At 34.9% G+C, this 16,844-nt stretch carries 18 protein-coding genes and 1 rRNA gene; 8 read left to right on the forward strand and 11 right to left on the reverse strand.

Features of this window, described 5'->3' with window-relative positions:
• Positions 1-24: 24 nt before the first annotated feature.
• Genes ACKI32_RS07595 through ACKI32_RS07620 form a run of 6 tightly spaced genes read right to left on the reverse strand, consistent with a single transcriptional unit; the run spans position 25 to position 3,594 of the window.
• Positions 25-264: a 4Fe-4S binding protein gene (locus ACKI32_RS07595; protein ID WP_407415079.1), complete on the reverse strand. Its 240-nt coding sequence runs from the start codon at positions 262-264 to the stop codon at positions 25-27.
• A 9-nt stretch (positions 265-273) separates the two neighbouring features.
• Complete coding sequence (locus ACKI32_RS07600) at positions 274-774, reverse strand: 4Fe-4S dicluster domain-containing protein (protein WP_407415081.1); 501 nt, start codon at positions 772-774, stop codon at positions 274-276.
• A 10-nt stretch (positions 775-784) separates the two neighbouring features.
• Complete coding sequence (porB, locus tag ACKI32_RS07605) at positions 785-1,654, reverse strand: pyruvate synthase subunit PorB (protein ID WP_407415083.1); 870 nt, start codon at positions 1,652-1,654, stop codon at positions 785-787.
• Between the two features lie 2 nt (positions 1,655-1,656).
• Positions 1,657-2,802, reverse strand: a complete 1,146-nt coding sequence (gene porA / locus ACKI32_RS07610; RefSeq protein WP_407415085.1) for a pyruvate synthase subunit PorA — start codon at positions 2,800-2,802, stop codon at positions 1,657-1,659.
• 13 nt (positions 2,803-2,815) lie between these two features.
• On the reverse strand, positions 2,816-3,058 hold the full coding sequence (gene porD, locus ACKI32_RS07615) for a pyruvate synthase subunit PorD (RefSeq protein WP_407415087.1): 243 nt from the start codon (positions 3,056-3,058) through the stop codon (positions 2,816-2,818).
• Positions 3,059-3,072: 14 nt separating this feature from the next.
• Positions 3,073-3,594, reverse strand: a complete 522-nt coding sequence (locus ACKI32_RS07620) for a pyruvate ferredoxin oxidoreductase subunit gamma (protein ID WP_407415089.1) — start codon at positions 3,592-3,594, stop codon at positions 3,073-3,075.
• A 281-nt stretch (positions 3,595-3,875) separates the two neighbouring features.
• Between ACKI32_RS07620 and ACKI32_RS07625 the strand changes: the two genes are divergently transcribed.
• Positions 3,876-5,486 carry a dihydropteroate synthase-like protein gene (locus ACKI32_RS07625; RefSeq protein WP_407415091.1) on the forward strand — a complete coding sequence of 537 codons (1,611 nt, stop codon included), beginning with the start codon at positions 3,876-3,878 and terminating at the stop codon, positions 5,484-5,486.
• 52 nt (positions 5,487-5,538) lie between these two features.
• On the opposite strand, the gene ACKI32_RS07630 is transcribed toward ACKI32_RS07625, so the two are convergent.
• Positions 5,539-5,964: a hypothetical protein gene (locus ACKI32_RS07630; RefSeq protein ID WP_407415093.1), complete on the reverse strand. Its 426-nt coding sequence runs from the start codon at positions 5,962-5,964 to the stop codon at positions 5,539-5,541.
• Positions 5,965-6,078: 114 nt separating this feature from the next.
• Here ACKI32_RS07630 and ACKI32_RS07635 point away from each other — a divergent pair, with 114 nt between their 5' ends.
• The 6 genes from ACKI32_RS07635 to ACKI32_RS07660 are packed head-to-tail and all read left to right on the forward strand — an operon-like array spanning position 6,079 to position 10,838.
• Entirely contained in the window at positions 6,079-6,933 is an 855-nt protein-coding gene (locus tag ACKI32_RS07635) for an AAA family ATPase (protein ID WP_407415095.1), read from the forward strand.
• Position 6,934: 1 nt separating this feature from the next.
• A complete protein-coding gene (locus ACKI32_RS07640) occupies positions 6,935-8,092 on the forward strand; it encodes a VWA domain-containing protein (protein WP_407415097.1) in 1,158 nt (385 codons plus the stop codon).
• 10 nt (positions 8,093-8,102) lie between these two features.
• The gene (locus ACKI32_RS07645; RefSeq protein WP_407415099.1) at positions 8,103-9,020 is read left to right on the forward strand and encodes a TIGR00269 family protein; all 918 of its coding nucleotides are present in this window, start codon (positions 8,103-8,105) and stop codon (positions 9,018-9,020) included.
• 4 nt (positions 9,021-9,024) lie between these two features.
• A complete protein-coding gene (locus ACKI32_RS07650; protein ID WP_407415101.1) occupies positions 9,025-9,228 on the forward strand; it encodes a MoaD/ThiS family protein in 204 nt (67 codons plus the stop codon).
• Positions 9,229-9,230: 2 nt separating this feature from the next.
• Positions 9,231-10,091 carry a damage-control phosphatase ARMT1 family protein gene (locus ACKI32_RS07655; protein WP_407415103.1) on the forward strand — a complete coding sequence of 287 codons (861 nt, stop codon included), beginning with the start codon at positions 9,231-9,233 and terminating at the stop codon, positions 10,089-10,091.
• 12 nt (positions 10,092-10,103) lie between these two features.
• Entirely contained in the window at positions 10,104-10,838 is a 735-nt protein-coding gene (locus tag ACKI32_RS07660) for an NAD(P)-binding domain-containing protein (protein ID WP_407415105.1), read from the forward strand.
• Here the strand turns inward: ACKI32_RS07660 and ACKI32_RS07665 are convergent.
• The 4 genes from ACKI32_RS07665 to mer form a co-directional block, all read right to left on the reverse strand.
• Positions 10,828-12,096 carry an adenylyltransferase/cytidyltransferase family protein gene (locus tag ACKI32_RS07665; protein ID WP_407415107.1) on the reverse strand — a complete coding sequence of 423 codons (1,269 nt, stop codon included), beginning with the start codon at positions 12,094-12,096 and terminating at the stop codon, positions 10,828-10,830. The two genes, ACKI32_RS07660 and ACKI32_RS07665, sit on opposite strands and share 11 nt — an antisense overlap.
• A gap of 20 nt (positions 12,097-12,116) precedes the next feature.
• Complete coding sequence (locus tag ACKI32_RS07670; RefSeq protein ID WP_407415109.1) at positions 12,117-12,599, reverse strand: DUF308 domain-containing protein; 483 nt, start codon at positions 12,597-12,599, stop codon at positions 12,117-12,119.
• Positions 12,600-12,638: 39 nt separating this feature from the next.
• Positions 12,639-13,721 carry an archaeosine biosynthesis radical SAM protein RaSEA gene (locus tag ACKI32_RS07675; protein WP_407415115.1) on the reverse strand — a complete coding sequence of 361 codons (1,083 nt, stop codon included), beginning with the start codon at positions 13,719-13,721 and terminating at the stop codon, positions 12,639-12,641.
• 137 nt (positions 13,722-13,858) lie between these two features.
• The gene (mer, locus tag ACKI32_RS07680; protein ID WP_407415111.1) at positions 13,859-14,818 is read right to left on the reverse strand and encodes a 5,10-methylenetetrahydromethanopterin reductase; all 960 of its coding nucleotides are present in this window, start codon (positions 14,816-14,818) and stop codon (positions 13,859-13,861) included.
• Between the two features lie 639 nt (positions 14,819-15,457).
• On the opposite strand from mer, the gene ACKI32_RS07685 reads away from it, so the two are divergent.
• A 16S ribosomal RNA gene (locus ACKI32_RS07685) occupies positions 15,458-16,844 on the forward strand; the annotation flags it as partial.

Here is a 16,844-nt window from a genome sequence, read left to right on the forward strand (position 1 = left end):
TCTTATTTTTTGATTTCAAAATATTTAAATTTTGATTACGTTGATGGGGCAGACTTCAACACAGTCTCCACATTTTGTGCATTTTTCACTATTGAGAGTTATGGCTCCACCTAAAACTTCAATAGCTCCCTCACTACAAGCGGCTAAACATGGCGCATCTGATGGTTGGCAGTGCATACAAAATAAAAAAGGAGTGTCAACATTTGGTGTTTGTTGACAACTTCCGCAGGTTGTACAAGTTGTACAATTTCCTGTTTTATACATAATTCTTAATCATTCGTCTAAAACAAGTCTTGCTCTTGCTTGACTTGTAATTACATGGACAAAGCCACCTTTACCACTATCAGGTTCATATAATCCTGCCATTTTGGCCAAGTATTTTTCTTGGTTTTTAGCTCTGATTTTTTCAGGATCAGCAACGCTGATAGCTCTTTTGGTACATGCTTTGATACATGCAGGTCCTTCTTCTCTGTCGGCACAGAGGTCACATTTTTCAGCAACTTTTGATTGGAAAGTCATTGCACCGAACGGACAAACCATTACACATAATCCACAACCAATACATTTTTCAGTATTGACTCCATCGTCGGTAATTGCATCTGTTGGACAGATTTTTATACATGGTGCACTTTCACAATGTTGACATACGATAGCATAAAAGGAAGAATCATGTTCTATAATTTTTATTCTACTAGACTTATGGATGGATTCGCACATGTTTGAACAGTTAAGACATCCATCACATAAATTGTTGTTTACAACAATACTTTCCATTGTCTTCCTCCTATAAACCTAATTCTTTACATTCTGCGTCGACATATTTTTGGATTTTTTCAATGTGCTCTTCATCTAAGTGTTTGAATCTTTTTTGTGGTGCTAAATATTCTTTTACAGGTTTTCTTTCCTCTGGTCTGTAAGTGATTTCAAATTTACCATCCACGATTTCATATAAAATCCAAGATCCAGTTTCAACAGCTAATCTGCCCATTTCAATAGTTTTTTCTGAAGGATATCCCCAACCAGTTGTACATGGTTGTTGTAAATGGATATAAGCAGGGCCTTTGGTTTCAGCTGCTTTTTTCACTTTGTTAACATAATCTTCAGGGAATGCTATTGATGCGGTAGCTACATAAGGAATTCCGTGAGCAGCCATAATCATTGGCATATTCTTTTTAGGTTTGTCTTCTCCGAAACTAGCCACACCTTTTGGTGAAGTAGTTGTACTTGCACCGTATGGAGTTGCTCCACTTCTTTGAATACCAGTGTTCATGTATGCTTCGTTATCATAACAGATGTAGGTCATGTTATGTCCTCTTTCCATAGCTCCAGATAAGGACTGTAAACCGATATCTACAGTTCCTCCGTCACCACCGAAAGCAACTACATTTACATCATCTTTTCCTTGAATTCTTAATGCACTTTCTACACCAGATGCAACTGCTCCTGAGTTTTCAAATGCAACGTGTATGAAAGGAACTTCCCAGGAAGTTTCTGGGTATGGTGTAGTCATAACTTCAAGACAACCGGTAGCAGAAATAGCTACAGTGTTTTCGCCTAATGCATTAAGAGCTAATTTTACAGCAATAGATGCTCCACAACCAGCACAACCTCTGTGTCCTGGTGCTAATAAATCTTTATCAGGTATATCTACCATATCTATTCCTCCTTAAGTCCAATCCATGTGACATCTTTTTCAGGTACTTTTGTTTTTTCATATGCTTCAATGATGGAATCTGGTGTAATGTCTCTTCCACCTAAACCGGCAATAAATCCGTAAATTTCTTTATCGATTTTAACTTTCATATCAGCATATAATGCCCCACCAATTCCGAATGAGAAGTTTTTATCAATAACTGCAATTTTATCACAGTTTGCTACTGCTTCTTTGATTGCTTCAACAGGGAATGGTCTGTAAGCTCTAATTTTAAGTAAACCTACTTTTTCGCCTTTTTCTCTTAATTGATCTACAATAACTCTAATTGTACTACAAAGTGAACCCATTGCAACAAATATTATTTCTGCATCTTCTGTTTTGTATGCGTCAACAAGACCATATTTTCTTCCAAAGATTTCTGCAAATTCATCACAAGTTTTTTGGATAACTTCTATTGAGTTATTCATTGCAACTTCCATTGCATATCTTGCTTCAGTGTAATAATCTGGATCTGCAAAGTTACCAATGGACATTGGTTCTTTAGGATCAAGATATGCATGTTCTGGAACATATGGAGGTAAGAACTTGTCTACACTTTCTTGATCTGGAATTTCTACAGGTTCAACTGTGTGTGTTAAAATAAATCCATCTAAACATACCATTGATGGAAGTAATACATTAGGATTTTCTGAAACTTTATAAGCCATTAAAGTTGTATCTAATGCTTCTTGTGCGTTTTCAACATAAATTTGTAACCATCCAGCATCTCTTTGTGCAATTGAGTCTTGTTGGTCATTCCAAATATTTAACGGTGCTGAAATTGCTCTGTTTGCATCAGCTAAAACGAATGGGGTTCTCATACCTGCAGCGGCATATAAAATTTCGTGCATTAACATTAATCCTTGTGAAGATGTTGCTGTAAATACTCTTACTCCAGCACCACTTGCTCCAACAGCAGCACTTATTGCACTGTGTTCTGATTCTACTTTAACATATTTAGCATCAATTTTTTCATCAGCAACATATTGTGCTAAGTATTCTGAAATTGTGGTTTGTGGAGTAATTGGATAAACAGGAATAACTTGTGGTTTAGCTAATCTTACAGCTTCTGCAACTGCTTTATTTGAGGTCATTACTTCTTTTACCATTTAATCACTCTCTTTATTCTTTTACCATTTCGATTGCATCGGAAGGACATTCGTGTGCACAAATTCCACATCCTTTACAGTAATCGTAATCAATATCATGTTCTTTGTTTACACTGGCATCTGGACAAAATAGTATACAATTATCACAATCAATACATTTTTCTTTATCTAAGATAGGTTTGAATGTTCTCCAGCTTCCAGTTTTATTATTTCTACTATTACCTGGGGTTTTAATTACACATCCTATACTTACCATTATAATCACCCTTTTTATCCCATATCGTAAGCTTTTTTAGTAGCTTCCACGTTTAACTCTCCAACTTTTCCAGGGAAAGTTTCTTTAATTACTTCAAGAAGTGATTCAATACTTACAGCTTGGGTTTTCTTAGCAAAATATCCTAAAATAATAGTATTTACAATGTTACGGCCTAACATATCTAATGCAATTCCAGTTGCATCAATACTGTACACTTCATGTTCTCCACTGCCTTTGAATTCAGTAGTGTTGATGGTAACTTCAGTATTGTCTTTAATTCCTGAAAATACATCTACTACATTTAATAATCCATCATCTAAAACTAATACGTAGTCCGGATTATATACTTGATATCTTAAATCAATTGGCTTATCATCAATTCTTGTGAAAGCCATTACTGGAGCTCCTCTACGTTCAACTCCAAAGAATGGAAAAGCTTGGGAATAATTGCCGTCTTTGAATGCTGCTTTTGCCAAAATTTCAGCAGCAGTTACGGCTCCTTGTCCGCCTCTTCCATGAAAACGAATTTCAATCATTAATTTTTCCTCCATATATTTATCATGTATAATCATTATAAATTCCAAAATATATAAATTTTATGTTGCTTTTAGGTTTTTGAATAATTTTGTTTAAATTATTTTGTTTTAATTATTTATTTTTTGTAGATTTTTTTATAAGTGTTTTTAATATTTCTATTCAATTATTATACGATTATTATAAGTTTTTTGAAAATTAGGGCATTTAAAAAATTCGAATTTTTTTCAATAAAATATAATAATAGATATAATAAATTAATATAATAAGTGAGAGGTTTATTATGAAAGTTTTAATTGTCACTGGTGAATTGGCATATCCTTTAATTAAGGAAGTAGTTGCAGATTCAAATGAAGATATTATTGTCCATATTGCAGATAATACTCAAGTAGCTGCATTTTTAACTCCAAGACAAATTATTAAAGAAGTTAAAACTAATTTTTCAAATCAGATGGATGAAATTGACATGATTTTAGTTCCGGGATTGATTAAGAAAGGAACAAGAGAAATCACAAAGGAACTTGGAATTCCTACTTTTAAAGGTTCAACTGATGGAGCAGACCTTGCAATGGTTTTAAACCTAATTGAAAACATACAGTTATCAGAAGATAAACCTGCAGATAAATTAATTGAAGAGGAAAAAAGAAAAGAAGCTTTCAAGTTCATAGAAGACTTTGAAAATGACACAAAAACAATTAATGAACTTCTCAAAAAACCAAATAACATTCTAATTAGAAATCTTCCAGTTGGAGAAGATTTCCCAATGAGGGTATTGTCAGAAATAGCAAACGCCCCATTTTTATCAAAAGAGGAATTGATTAATAAATGCCAATATTTCGTTGATTCTGGTGCAGATATGATTGATATTGGAATGGCTGCCGGGGAAGATTTCTCAGACAAAATACCGGAATTGATTGAAACTTTACGCCCAATTGTAGGTGATAGGCCATTAAGTATAGACACCTTAAATGCAAAAGAAATTAAGGTTGCAGCAGAAAACGGAATAGATTTCGTTTTGAGTCTTGATTTGGGAAATCATGGTGAAGTTTTAGATGTCCTAAAAGAAAAAGATATTCCTGCAGTTCTTCTTCCAACTAATTTTTCACAGGGTATTTCACCTAAATCTCCACGCGAAAGAGTTGAATCAATGCATCAGTTAATTAAAGATACTGAAGGATTAAGGTATGTTGCGGATTTAATTTTAGATCCGGTTAACAGTTCAAGTATTGTTGAATCCATTATAGCATGCCATGACTTTCATGAAGTCAATCCGGCGCCGATGTTTTTCGGTGTTGGAAACGTAACTGAGTTAATGGATGCGGATTCTGGTGGGGTAAATGTACTCTTGGCAGGAATTGGTATGGAACTCGGTGCAAGTATTTTATTTACTCCTGAAGAAAGTGGAAAAACAAGAGGCAGTGTTTTTGAACTGGCAACAGCATCTAAAATGATGTTTCTTGCAAAAAACAGAAAATCAATCCCAAAGGATTTGGGAATAAACATGGTTGTCTTTAAAGATAAACACAAAAGAAGCGACATAATATTAAATGATGTGGGGGATGTTCCAAAAACAACCCTTGAAAAACCATTAAAATTCATAAGGGATAAGGCAGGCAGCTTCAAAATCAGTGTTGATTATGGAACAACAGTAAGTGAAAGCAAAATCATCGCCACTCATTTTAAGAAAAACAAAGCGGACCTTGTAATCGAGGGGAATTCTGCAAAAGAAATCTATGAGGAAATCATCACAAAAGAATTAGTTACAAGAATGGAACACGCAGCATATTTGGGTTCTGAACTTCAAAAAGCAGAAATTGCTATGATTACAGGTAAAGACTACGTTCAAGACTTCGACTTATTTAAAAAACCTGAAGAATTTAAAAAAATAGAGTAATGGCATTGAATTAAGATTCAAGCCATATTTTTAATTTATTTTCCAACTGCGGTTATTCGTTACTTCCACCTTCACTTGAGCCACCATCGCTTGATCCACCACTATCTGGGGTGGAACCGCCGCTGTCAGGTGTTGATCCACCACTATCTGGGGTGGAACCGCCGCTGTCAGGTGTTGTACTACCACTATCAGCATTGCTGTTACTATTTGAATTTGAGTTATAATTATAATTTGAATAACTGCTACCAGAGTAACTAGAACTGCCGGAAGGTGCGGAAATTCCAGTGTCATGGCTGGTATCTGAGTCATCATCAGTTGTATTAGTAACATTCAAATTAGCAGTGGTATTGTTTGTATTATTAACCACAGGTTCTTGTTGTGTAAATGTAATTCCATTTGTAGTTACAAAGAAAGCAACTGCACCTGCAATTACTATAAGAATTACCAATGCAAGAATAATTGCATCTTCAGTCTCCATAATTTACCTCCTTATTATAATATTGACATATCTTATTTATAATTGTTACATAAAATTTATATAAATTTATGTTAAAATCATAATCTAATGACAAAATTTCGAGAAGGTTACTAAATGCAAGTTGAAGATATTACGATTAAAGATATCGATGAGGTTCTTTTAAAAGGGGAATACGTTTCAAATAATGAGATATCAATAACATTATATTTATCCTTATTACTTGGAAAACCAATGCTTATTGAGGGTCCTCCGGGTGTTGGAAAAACAGAACTTGCAAAAGTTATTGCAAAAACTTTTGATAGGGACTTTTTTAGGATACAATGCTATGAAGGAATCACATTTGAACAAATTGTTGGCGAATGGAATTATCAAAAACAATTGTTGCACTTAGAAGCAGCCAGACAAGATTCTAATCGTGAAGATAAAATTTTTGATGAAGAATTTTTCATAAGAAGGCCACTACTTAACGCATTTTTAAATGAAAAAGATTCTGTATTGTTAATTGATGAAATAGATAAAGCAGATGAGGAAGTTGAAAGCTTTTTACTTCAGGCATTGGGAGAACAAGAAATCACAATCAATGATTTGGGAACATTCCAACTTCAAAATGATTTGATAGTTGTTTTGACATCAAACTCACAAAGGTCACTACTTGATGAGACAAAAGACAGATGCTTGTTTTTATATATTCCATATCCTACTGTTGAAAGGGAAATTCAGATTGTCAAATCCAAAATCCCTGAAGCAGATGATGAGACAGTATCCTATGTTGTTAAATTAGTTCATCAGATACGTAACCTTAACTTAATGAAAAAACCGTCAGTCAGAGGAACTGTGGATTGGGTTAAATCAGTAACTAATCTCGGAACTAAGGACATTGACAAATCTCTAGAGGAAAGTGTTGGTGTAGCTATTAAAACAGAAAGTGATAAAAAAAGAGTTAAAAAAGATATTTTCAACAAAAGATAAGATGATTTCTAAAATAGCCACTTTGTCTTCTCAACTAAGGGAAAAAGGATTACCTGTAAGTATAAGAAGCACCCAATCGGCTGTAAAAATTTATATGGCTCTGGGCGAAGAGGATAGAAACTTACTTAAAACTGCATTAATGGCAATTTATGTTAAAGACAGATATGATATTCCTAGATTCAATAAGGTTTTTGAGGAAGTTTTCAAAGTAGAAACTCCTGAAGACGACATAATGAAGGAAGTTAATAAAAATAATGCATATAGGGGAGCTGGCCCCAAATCAAATAAATACATTATTAAAAAGCAATCAAACATGGCCAGCAAAATAAGGAAAGAAAAAATAGACAATGAAAAGCTGAAAATGCTTTCAGGTCAACCTCTTTTAGAAGAAGCTAAAAAACTCGAAAGAGATGGGGAACTAATGAACAAAGATTTAACAACATTAAATCGTTTCGACCCAAGAATGCTTGAAATTTGTCAGAGATTAGGTAAAAGAATAGCCAATAAAAGATCAAGACGTAAAGTCTTAACTCACTCCAATAAGATTGACATCAGAAGAACTATTAGGGCTAATTTAAAATATGGTGGAGTTCCATTTGAACTTGTAAAATCAAAGCCAAGACCTCATAAGAATGAACATTTATTTTTAAATGATATAAGCGGGTCATGTGAATGGATTAGCAGCTGGTTTTTCATGTTAATGTTTTCAGCCCAGACAGCATTTAAAAAGTCAAGAACTTTTGAATTTGACAATAAGGTAATTGAAACAACTTCTGCACTAAAAGAAGAGTATCTTATTGATTCATTTGTCAAGGTAAAAGATCTGCGTGTTAAAAACATGATGGTGCATGGAACATCAGACATGTATAGTGCATTTAAGATGTTTCAAGAAAAAGCAAGAATTAACAATAAATCTTATATAATCATATTATCCGATTGCCGAGACTGGGCAGGTCCCAAAGTAAATGGGGTTCCCGCCAGTGTGGATTTAATTGAAGAGATGGCAAGGGATGCTAAAAAAGTAATAATTTTAAATCCCGAAGATAGAAATAAGTGGGATGTTGTAGATAGTTGTGTTTCACTTTACAGAGAAGCTGGAGCACAGGTATTTGAAGTGAACACTCTAAACCAATTGGCTCATTTTGTGGAGCAAATGTAGGTAGTATAATATGCAATGTAGTAAATGTGGAAATCCTAAAGTTATTATTAAAAAAGAGCAATCAGGACAATTGCTCTGTAAGGACTGCTTTATAGAATCCATTGAAAGGAAAGCTATTAAAACAGTTAGAAAAGAAAAACTGCTTGATAAGGGAGATAAAGTTTTAGTTGCCCTTTCAGGTGGAAAGGATAGTGTGACAGTTCTTGAAGTGTTAAACACTTTTCGTGAAATGAATGTCATTGACATTTGTGCCGTAACAGTTGATGAAGGAATAGCCAATTATCGCCAAGATGGTGTGGATATAGCAAAAAGACATGCTGAGCGATTAGGGATAGAGCACAAAGTAGTATCACTAAAAGATGAATACGGCATCACATTGGATGAGATAATGCAGAGGGATAACCATAAGGGTTCCTGCACATACTGCGGAGTATTTAGAAGAACGATTATTAATAAGGCTGCCCGTGAAATGGGAGCAACAAAAATTGCAACAGGCCACAATTTAGATGATGAAGTTCAGGCAATAATGATGAACTATTTGGAGGGAAATACTGATAATCTAACTAAATTAGGTGCAAAAACAGAATCTAAAGCTGAAGAATTCACAGTCAAAATCAAACCACTTCGTGAAATTCCAGAACGTGAAATTGGATTATATGTGGTTGCAAAAGAACTTGAAGTTCACTTTGACAGCTGTCCTTATGCAATGCAATCATTTAGAGGAGAAGTATCAGAAGTCATAAACCAGCTTGCAGAAAAGCACCCTACAATAAAATACTCTACGCTCAGAGGCTATGATAAGGTTAAAAATATATTGAAAAAGGAACTAAAAAAAGATTATTCTCATGGAAGGTGTAGTAGATGTGGTGAACCTTCAGCAAATGAACTATGCAAGGCATGTTCCTTTTTAGAAGAATTAGGATTGTGATTAAATGACATTTTTATTGAAATTTAAAGATATAAACGAAGAAAAAGAAATCCCTAATGATAATTATACAATTAAAGATTTGCTTAATCAATTAGAATTGTCCGCTCAAACAATTGTATCAAAACAAAACGGGGAACTTGTAATTGAGGATACTGTAATTCAAGACGGCGATGAGATTCAATTAGTCCAAATAATTTATGGTGGTTAATTTTGAAAGTAAGTTATGAATGTGGGCCATGTTACCTAAGGCAAGCAAGAGAAGCTTTGGATTTAGCTACAGATGATGAAAATCTAAAAATGGAGATTATGGAAGAAATCTTTCAGTATCTAAGCAACAGATTTAAAGGAGGCATCAACTCCAATAAAACTGGTTCTATTATGCATCAGATGATTAAAGAAAAAACAGGTTGCAAGGATCCTTATTATAAGGAAAAAATTGAAGGAAACAAACTTGCCCTTAAATATCTTCCAGATGTAAAAGAAATTTTAAAAGATGATAATAGCTTAGAAAACCATGTGAAAATAGCCATTATAGGAAACATCTTGGACTTTGGAGCATTTACACTAGATGATGATATTGAAAGTGTAATCAAAAGCTCACTTAATAAAGATTTGGCCGTTAAAGACATTGAAGAATTTGAAAATTCTCTAAAAACTAATGATAAAGTATTGTACTTGGTAGATAACACAGGCGAGATAGTATTTGATAAACTGCTTTTAGAAAAAATCAAGGAATATGATTTGGATATTACAATTGCCGTTAAATCAGAGCCAATTTTAAATGATGCCTGCATGAGTGAAGCACTAGATGCCGGTTTGGATGAATTTGGTGAAATTGTAGAAATCGGATGTGGAACAGTAGGTTATGTTGATAGTGAAATTTCAGACGAATTTAGAGAAATATTCAACAATCACAAATTCATAATCTCAAAAGGAATGGGAAATTATGAAGGCCTAACAGAAATCGATTTATCCAAAAAAGATATTTACTTCTTATTATGTGCTAAGTGTAACACAATTTCAAGAGACATAGGTGTTAATTTACACGATATGCTTTTATTTAAAAAATAACTATGTGGTATCATGATTATTGGTTTTATAGGTTTTGGAAAAGTTTCAAAGAATCTAATGAGATTAATCAAATCAGATGATATTGCATTCATCACCTCTTTAGAGGGCAGGTCACCTAAAACAATCGAAAACATTAAAAAAGAAGATATTGATGTGTTGGACACATTTAAACAAGTTGTAGAAAAATCAGATATTTTAATATCGGCCAATTCTCCAAAATCAGCATTAAATGTGGCTAAAAAGTATGGAAAATACACAAAAGGAATTTATCTTGATTTAAACAATATTTCTCCAGACACCACTTTTGAAATTAGCAAATACACAGATAATTTTGTTGATGGAGCAATAATTGGAAAAATAGACTCTGATAATCCAATCTTATATTTTGCAGGTAAATCATCAGACGAATTACTATTTTTAAGTGATTTTATCCAAATGAAAAAAGTCAGCGATAAGATAGGTGATGCATCCAAGTTGAAAATGCTTAGAAGCACATATACAAAGACATTATCTGCACTATTAATAGAATCAAGTGAAATCGCAAAAAACAGCAATCTGGAAGATGAATTCTTTGATATCTTATCATTAACTGAAGGCAGTGAATTTAAAGATAAAGCTATTTCAAGAATAACCAACACAATAAATAATTCTAAAAGAAAATCAGAAGAATTGGAAGAAATTATAAATTATTTTGGCGATGAAGAGTTAATCATGGTTAAAGCAGCATTAAAAAAGCTCAACCGATAACCACTTTAACTTTGAAACCTTTTTTTGCTTTTTTTATACTTCCGGTAACTGGAATAAAATGAGAATCCATAATGTATCTCAAGTATGTGACTTCAACTGCAGGAAGTCTTAAATTAGTTTTGATTTTTTTACCTTCACTTTTAAATTGAACAGAAATTTTTCCATTCTTGTCAACATATAAATCAGTATCGAGGCCCTCTTTTGTAATTTTGGTTTCGAATTTAGTTAGGTTCAATCCCGCTTCAAGGCTTAGCGGAGCATCAACTTCAATATCTTTGCTTCTAAAGATTTCATTAGCTTCACGAGCATCCATATCGCTACTTGCAACATACCACGCCCTATCGATTACTTTTTGAACTTTCTGATTATCTGGAATTACGCCTTCACTTTCATAGCCTTTCATTAACTCCATAACTTCTTTTTTTGTAACTTCCATTTCGATTGCACTTATGGCCAATCTGGTCATTACTGGCCCGTAATCAGATCTTCTGAAAACGGCCCAAATGGATTCGGGGTCTCTGTAAACCCTTCTTTTAATGATTTCATTTATGGTGTTTCCATTAAGATAAGCTATTTTTTCAAGATTTCCTCTTGAGTAGGTGTTCATTCTTTTATAGATATCTGCCCAGTTTCTCTCTCCGGGGACTCTGCCTGCATCAATTTCACGATTTAAAATTTCAACGGTTGTCTTTGGAAGTAATTTTTCAGTTTCCGGAGTAATTGTCATGTCATTGTCAATAATTGATTGTCTTATTAATCTGCCGGAATATTTCTCTTTATTGAATTCTTTTACAACATGATATTTTACTTTGGAGCCTAAAAACTCATTAATGGCATACCAACGAATTTCATTTCTATTGGTGTAACTTTTTGGCATTCCAACGAAATTTCCTTCATCAATGAACTTCTGTGCCTTTGATTTAATCTCATCTAGGGAAATGCTGGCGGAGGTAATGTAATCAGTCACTCCATCATCAATCATTTGTTTTAGCCTGATTGGCACGCTATAAGATAAAACTAATCTGTGATGAAGGCCTTCAAATGATTTTACATCATCCGCACCTAATGCAAGTGCCATTTCACGGCGGGCTTCGAAATTAACAAAAAATGGAGCATGGTTTGCACTGAAACCTTTATTTAGATATACAACAACCTGTTTATCTTCGCTATCGGCTAACTTTCGAGCCTCTTTAATTAATTTTTCATGACCCTTATGCACAGGATCAAAATCTGCACTAATTCCAATCAATATTAACACCAAAAAAAGAAAGGGATAGATTAACTATCCATTAATTTTAAAACACCATTTATCACTAACCATATTCCGATTAATGCACCAAGAATAATTGGATTTGAGAGATAAGTTCCAATAATAATATATAATAATCCTAGAATAATTCCAGCTATTCCTACATAAAATCCATATCTTGAGTTGCGGTTGTTGATTAGGGAAGCAACAGAAACAATAATTAACATTATTCCTGCAAGATATAGGGTAATTTCACTTAAAAATCCAAGTAATGCTGGATTGAATATCAAACCAATACTTAAGAATAATAGCAACATTCCTAAAATCAAGTCAAGTATTGCTCCACGGGCATTATAATCTATTATACTTACTCCAACAACAAGTAAATAAATAGACATCAACAACACTGACAAACCAATCAGGGAACTAACGCCAATAAATCCTAATATTGGAAATATAATGAGTATTAATCCAAGAAGTATAGCTAATAAACTAATGAATTTAGTTTTCATATTTTCCTCCTAGTATTTAATTAATGTTTTTAAATTATATTAATATAATGGGATATGTTTTATCTCAACTGTTGAGTTATTCATTTCACTATTGTTTATTTCAGCTAACCATTTGCCTTTACATTCGCATTCATATTCAATTGGTTTTTGAGTTAAATTGTTAGCTATTATCATGTGCTTTAAGTCTTTGTTACATTTCTTACAGTTGTATGGGCCTCGTCTTGAACCAAAACCGGAGGTGTCCATGAGTGCAGGCAGGTCTAATTCGCCACGCACAGTATTTATTATCTCAACACATGACCAAATCCAAGGCGGTTGATAAGCTCCTTTTCTCCAAAATCTTTCAATTACAGTTCCACCATGTATTGTTGCAGGACAAAATGATAGCCTATCCACATTTATTGAATCGCAGTATCTTGCAGTTTCAATCGCTTCTTCAATTGCTTGGGATTCACTTACAAGAATTGGTTTTACAAAGATATATGCCTTTGATTTAATATTGTATCCTTTAGTTTCTTTTAGGTTTTGCATTAATTTAACTGCATTTTCAAAATCGTCACGGGTAAACCCTTTATTGATTTTTTTAAGCCTTGTGTAATCATTTGATGTTTCAAGACCGATGCTAACTTCAAATAGGGTATTGCCTATTATATCAAAAATTTCATCCAATACTTCTTCTTTCACATATTCAGGTCGTGATTCAACAATGATTTCAGTTACATTGCCTAAATTCATCAATGTTTTTAGTATTTCATCACGGGCGTCTTTTGGAAGTTCATAGGGGTTTAGAAAACTTCCAGATGCAAATAATTTCACTGAAATTTTATCTTCTTCAGCTATTGGATGTCTTGATAGATGTTCGTTAAATATTTTTAAAATTGTTTCTGTGTCTATTGGTTCAAGTGTACAATCTGAAACGTAACTGCACATTGTACATCCACCACTATCTCCAAGAGCCCATGCACAGCCTGGTGTTGGTAGGATTATGAACAATGTCTTTGAAACACCATCGTAAGTTAAATCATCGTTATACCAACTGGCTCCAACTTGTTCTGGGGTTTTTGGATCTTTTCTCTCAAAAGCTCTTTGCCTTATGTCTTTTGTTAATTTTTCAATTTCCATCATAAATACCTGCAATATAATAAATGTAATATTATATTATTAGATATTTTTTATAATTAAAAATTGCCCTTGAAAAATAGTTGTTGTTAAGTTGTGTATAATGGTTTAAAAAAATAAAAAAAGAAAAGTAAGCAAGTTTAGAAACTTGCAATTACGTCTCCTAATAATTTAATGGATTCTTCTACGTTTTTACCAACAGGGGAACCTGCTACGTATTGAGTTACACCCATTTCAGCTAAGCCTTCGATTTTTGGAATGAACTCGTCAGGGGTACCACATACGGAGAATGCGTCGAGTGCTTCATCGGTTACAGCACCAATAGCTCCACCGAAGTCACCTTTAGCTAAGAATTCACCCATTTGAGTGTTGAATCCGTCAGGTAATCCGTGTCTTTCAATAACTGGAGGTGGGGAACCTGCTGCAATAAATGCAACTACAATTTTAGCTGCGTTTTTAGCTGCGTCTGAGTCAGGTCCGATGGAAGTTGCAGTGTATGCACCAACATCGAAATCTTTGTCTCCAGCTTTTGCGAGACCTGTTTTGATCATAGGCATAGCTGCTTCGTAATCTTTAGGATTGGAAGCGTTAATTAATACACCATCAGCGATTTCTCCAGCGGTTTCTAACATTTTAGGTCCTTGTGCACCCATATAGATTGGAATGTGTTCTTGGATAGCTTTTACTCCACCTAATTGTGCTCCACCTTCGGTTTTGTCTCCTGCTAATAAAGCGTTGATATCTGCGATAGCTGCTTTAATAGTGGATACAGGTTTGGTCCATTCAATTCCTAAAGCGTCGAAAGTTGCTTTGTCACCAGGACCGATACCGAAAGTTGCTCTTCCGTTTGAGATTTCGTCAATAGTTGCGATTGCAGAAGCAGAAATTGCAGGACTTCTTACGTATGGGTTGGTTACACCAGGACCCATTTTAATGGTTTCAGTGTTTGCTGCAAGTAATGCTAAGGTTTCGTATACGTTTTTATTGTTGTAGTGGTCTGTGATCCATGCGTATTCAAAACCGACATCTTCTGCTAATTTTACTAATTTTACAATTTCATCTAAAGGTTGATTTGGTACGAATTCTATACCGAACTTCATATTTTATCACCAATTTAAATTTAGGTTAGCAATATATAAAGTAATTATTATTTGAATTAGATAGAAAGTTTTATATATTAATCATGATTTGTCACTTTCAGATTTATGTAAAAATAATAGGTATTAAATATTTTATTTTGAGTAATACTCGATTGTTCGTCATTAGGATAATGATAATTCATTATAAATTTTATCATAAATTTTAATTGTATGGGAGTAATATTTTGTAATATATTTAAATAAACAATATTTTAAAAATATATTTATTGATATACTTTTTTTATAATTATTAATATTAATTGCAATATATTTTAATTAAATTTGTTAATAATATTTCTGTCTCTATAAGATGTGCTATGTGTTTTATGGCGTTGGTTTAAGTCATATTGTATTTACAATTTCGACTATGATGACTGCTTTTCCGCATATAGCTATAATTTATTCATATTTATTGTATTAATTAAATTTTAATATCATGAATGTGCTTTGTGAGTACCTGAGCTTTTCGGGTATGATGTAAGTTTTGTAGATGTGGTGAAATTTGATTATAGAAACTTTTATATCAAATTCTATAGTGTATTAATACTCGTCTATATTTTTTTTATGTGTACTTCAATTTAGTACTCTGTTATGTGTTCAATTCTGTTTGATCCTGGCAGATGCTACTGCTATTGGGATTCGATTAAGCCATGCAAGTCGAACGAGTTTAGGCTCGTGGCGTACGGCTCAGTAACACGTGGATAACCTACCCTTAGGACTGGGATAACCTTGGGAAACTGAGGATAATACTGGATAGGCAATTTTTCCTGTAATGGTTTTTTGTTTAAATGTTTTTTCGCCTAAGGATGGGTCTGCGGCCGATTAGGTAGTTGGTTAGGTAATGGCTTACCAAGCCGTTGATCGGTACGGGTTGTGAGAGCAAGAGCCCGGAGATGGAACCTGAGACAAGGTTCCAGGCCCTACGGGGTGCAGCAGGCGCGAAACCTCCGCAATGTGAGAAATCGCGACGGGGGGATCCCAAGTGCCATTCTTAACGGGATGGCTTTTCATTAGTGTAAAAAGCTTTTGGAATAAGAGCTGGGCAAGACCGGTGCCAGCCGCCGCGGTAACACCGGCAGCTCTAGTGGTAGCAATTTTTATTGGGCCTAAAGCGTCCGTAGCCGGTTTAATAAGTCTCTGGTGAAATCCTGTAGCTTAACTGTGGGAATTGCTGGAGATACTATTAGACTTGAGACCGGGAGAGGTTAGAGGTACTCCCAGGGTAGAGGTGAAATTCTGTAATCCTGGGAGGACCGCCTGTTGCGAAGGCGTCTAACTGGAACGGTTCTGACGGTGAGGGACGAAAGTTAGGGGCGCGAACCGGATTAGATACCCGGGTAGTCCTAACTGTAAACGATGCGGACTTGGTGTTGGGGTGGCTTTGAGCTGCTCCAGTGCCGAAGGGAAGCTGTTAAGTCCGCCGCCTGGGAAGTACGGTCGCAAGACTGAAACTTAAAGGAATTGGCGGGGGAGCACCACAACGCGTGGAGCCTGCGGTTTAATTGGATTCAACGCCGGACATCTCACCAGAGGCGACAGCTGTATGATAGCCAGGTTGATGACTTTGCTTGACTAGCTGAGAGGAGGTGCATGGCCGCCGTCAGCTCGTACCGTGAGGCGTCCTGTTAAGTCAGGCAACGAGCGAGACCCACGCCCTTAGTTACCAGCTTATCCTTTTTTTGGATGATGGGCACACTAAGGGGACCGCCTATGATAAATAGGAGGAAGGAGTGGACGACGGTAGGTCCGTATGCCCCGAATCCTCTGGGCAACACGCGGGCTACAATGGCTGAGACAATGGGTTCCGACACCGAAAGGTGGAGGTAATCCTCTAAACTTAGTCGTAGTTCGGATTGAGGACTGTAACTCGTTCTCATGAAGCTGGAATGCGTAGTAATCGCGTATCACTATTGCGCGGTGAATACGTCCCTGCTCCTTGCACACACCGCCCGTCACACCACCCAAAAAGGGCTTGGATGAGGATGTA

Source organism: Methanobrevibacter sp., assembly GCF_045611865.1.
GTDB lineage: Archaea > Methanobacteriota > Methanobacteria > Methanobacteriales > Methanobacteriaceae > Methanocatella.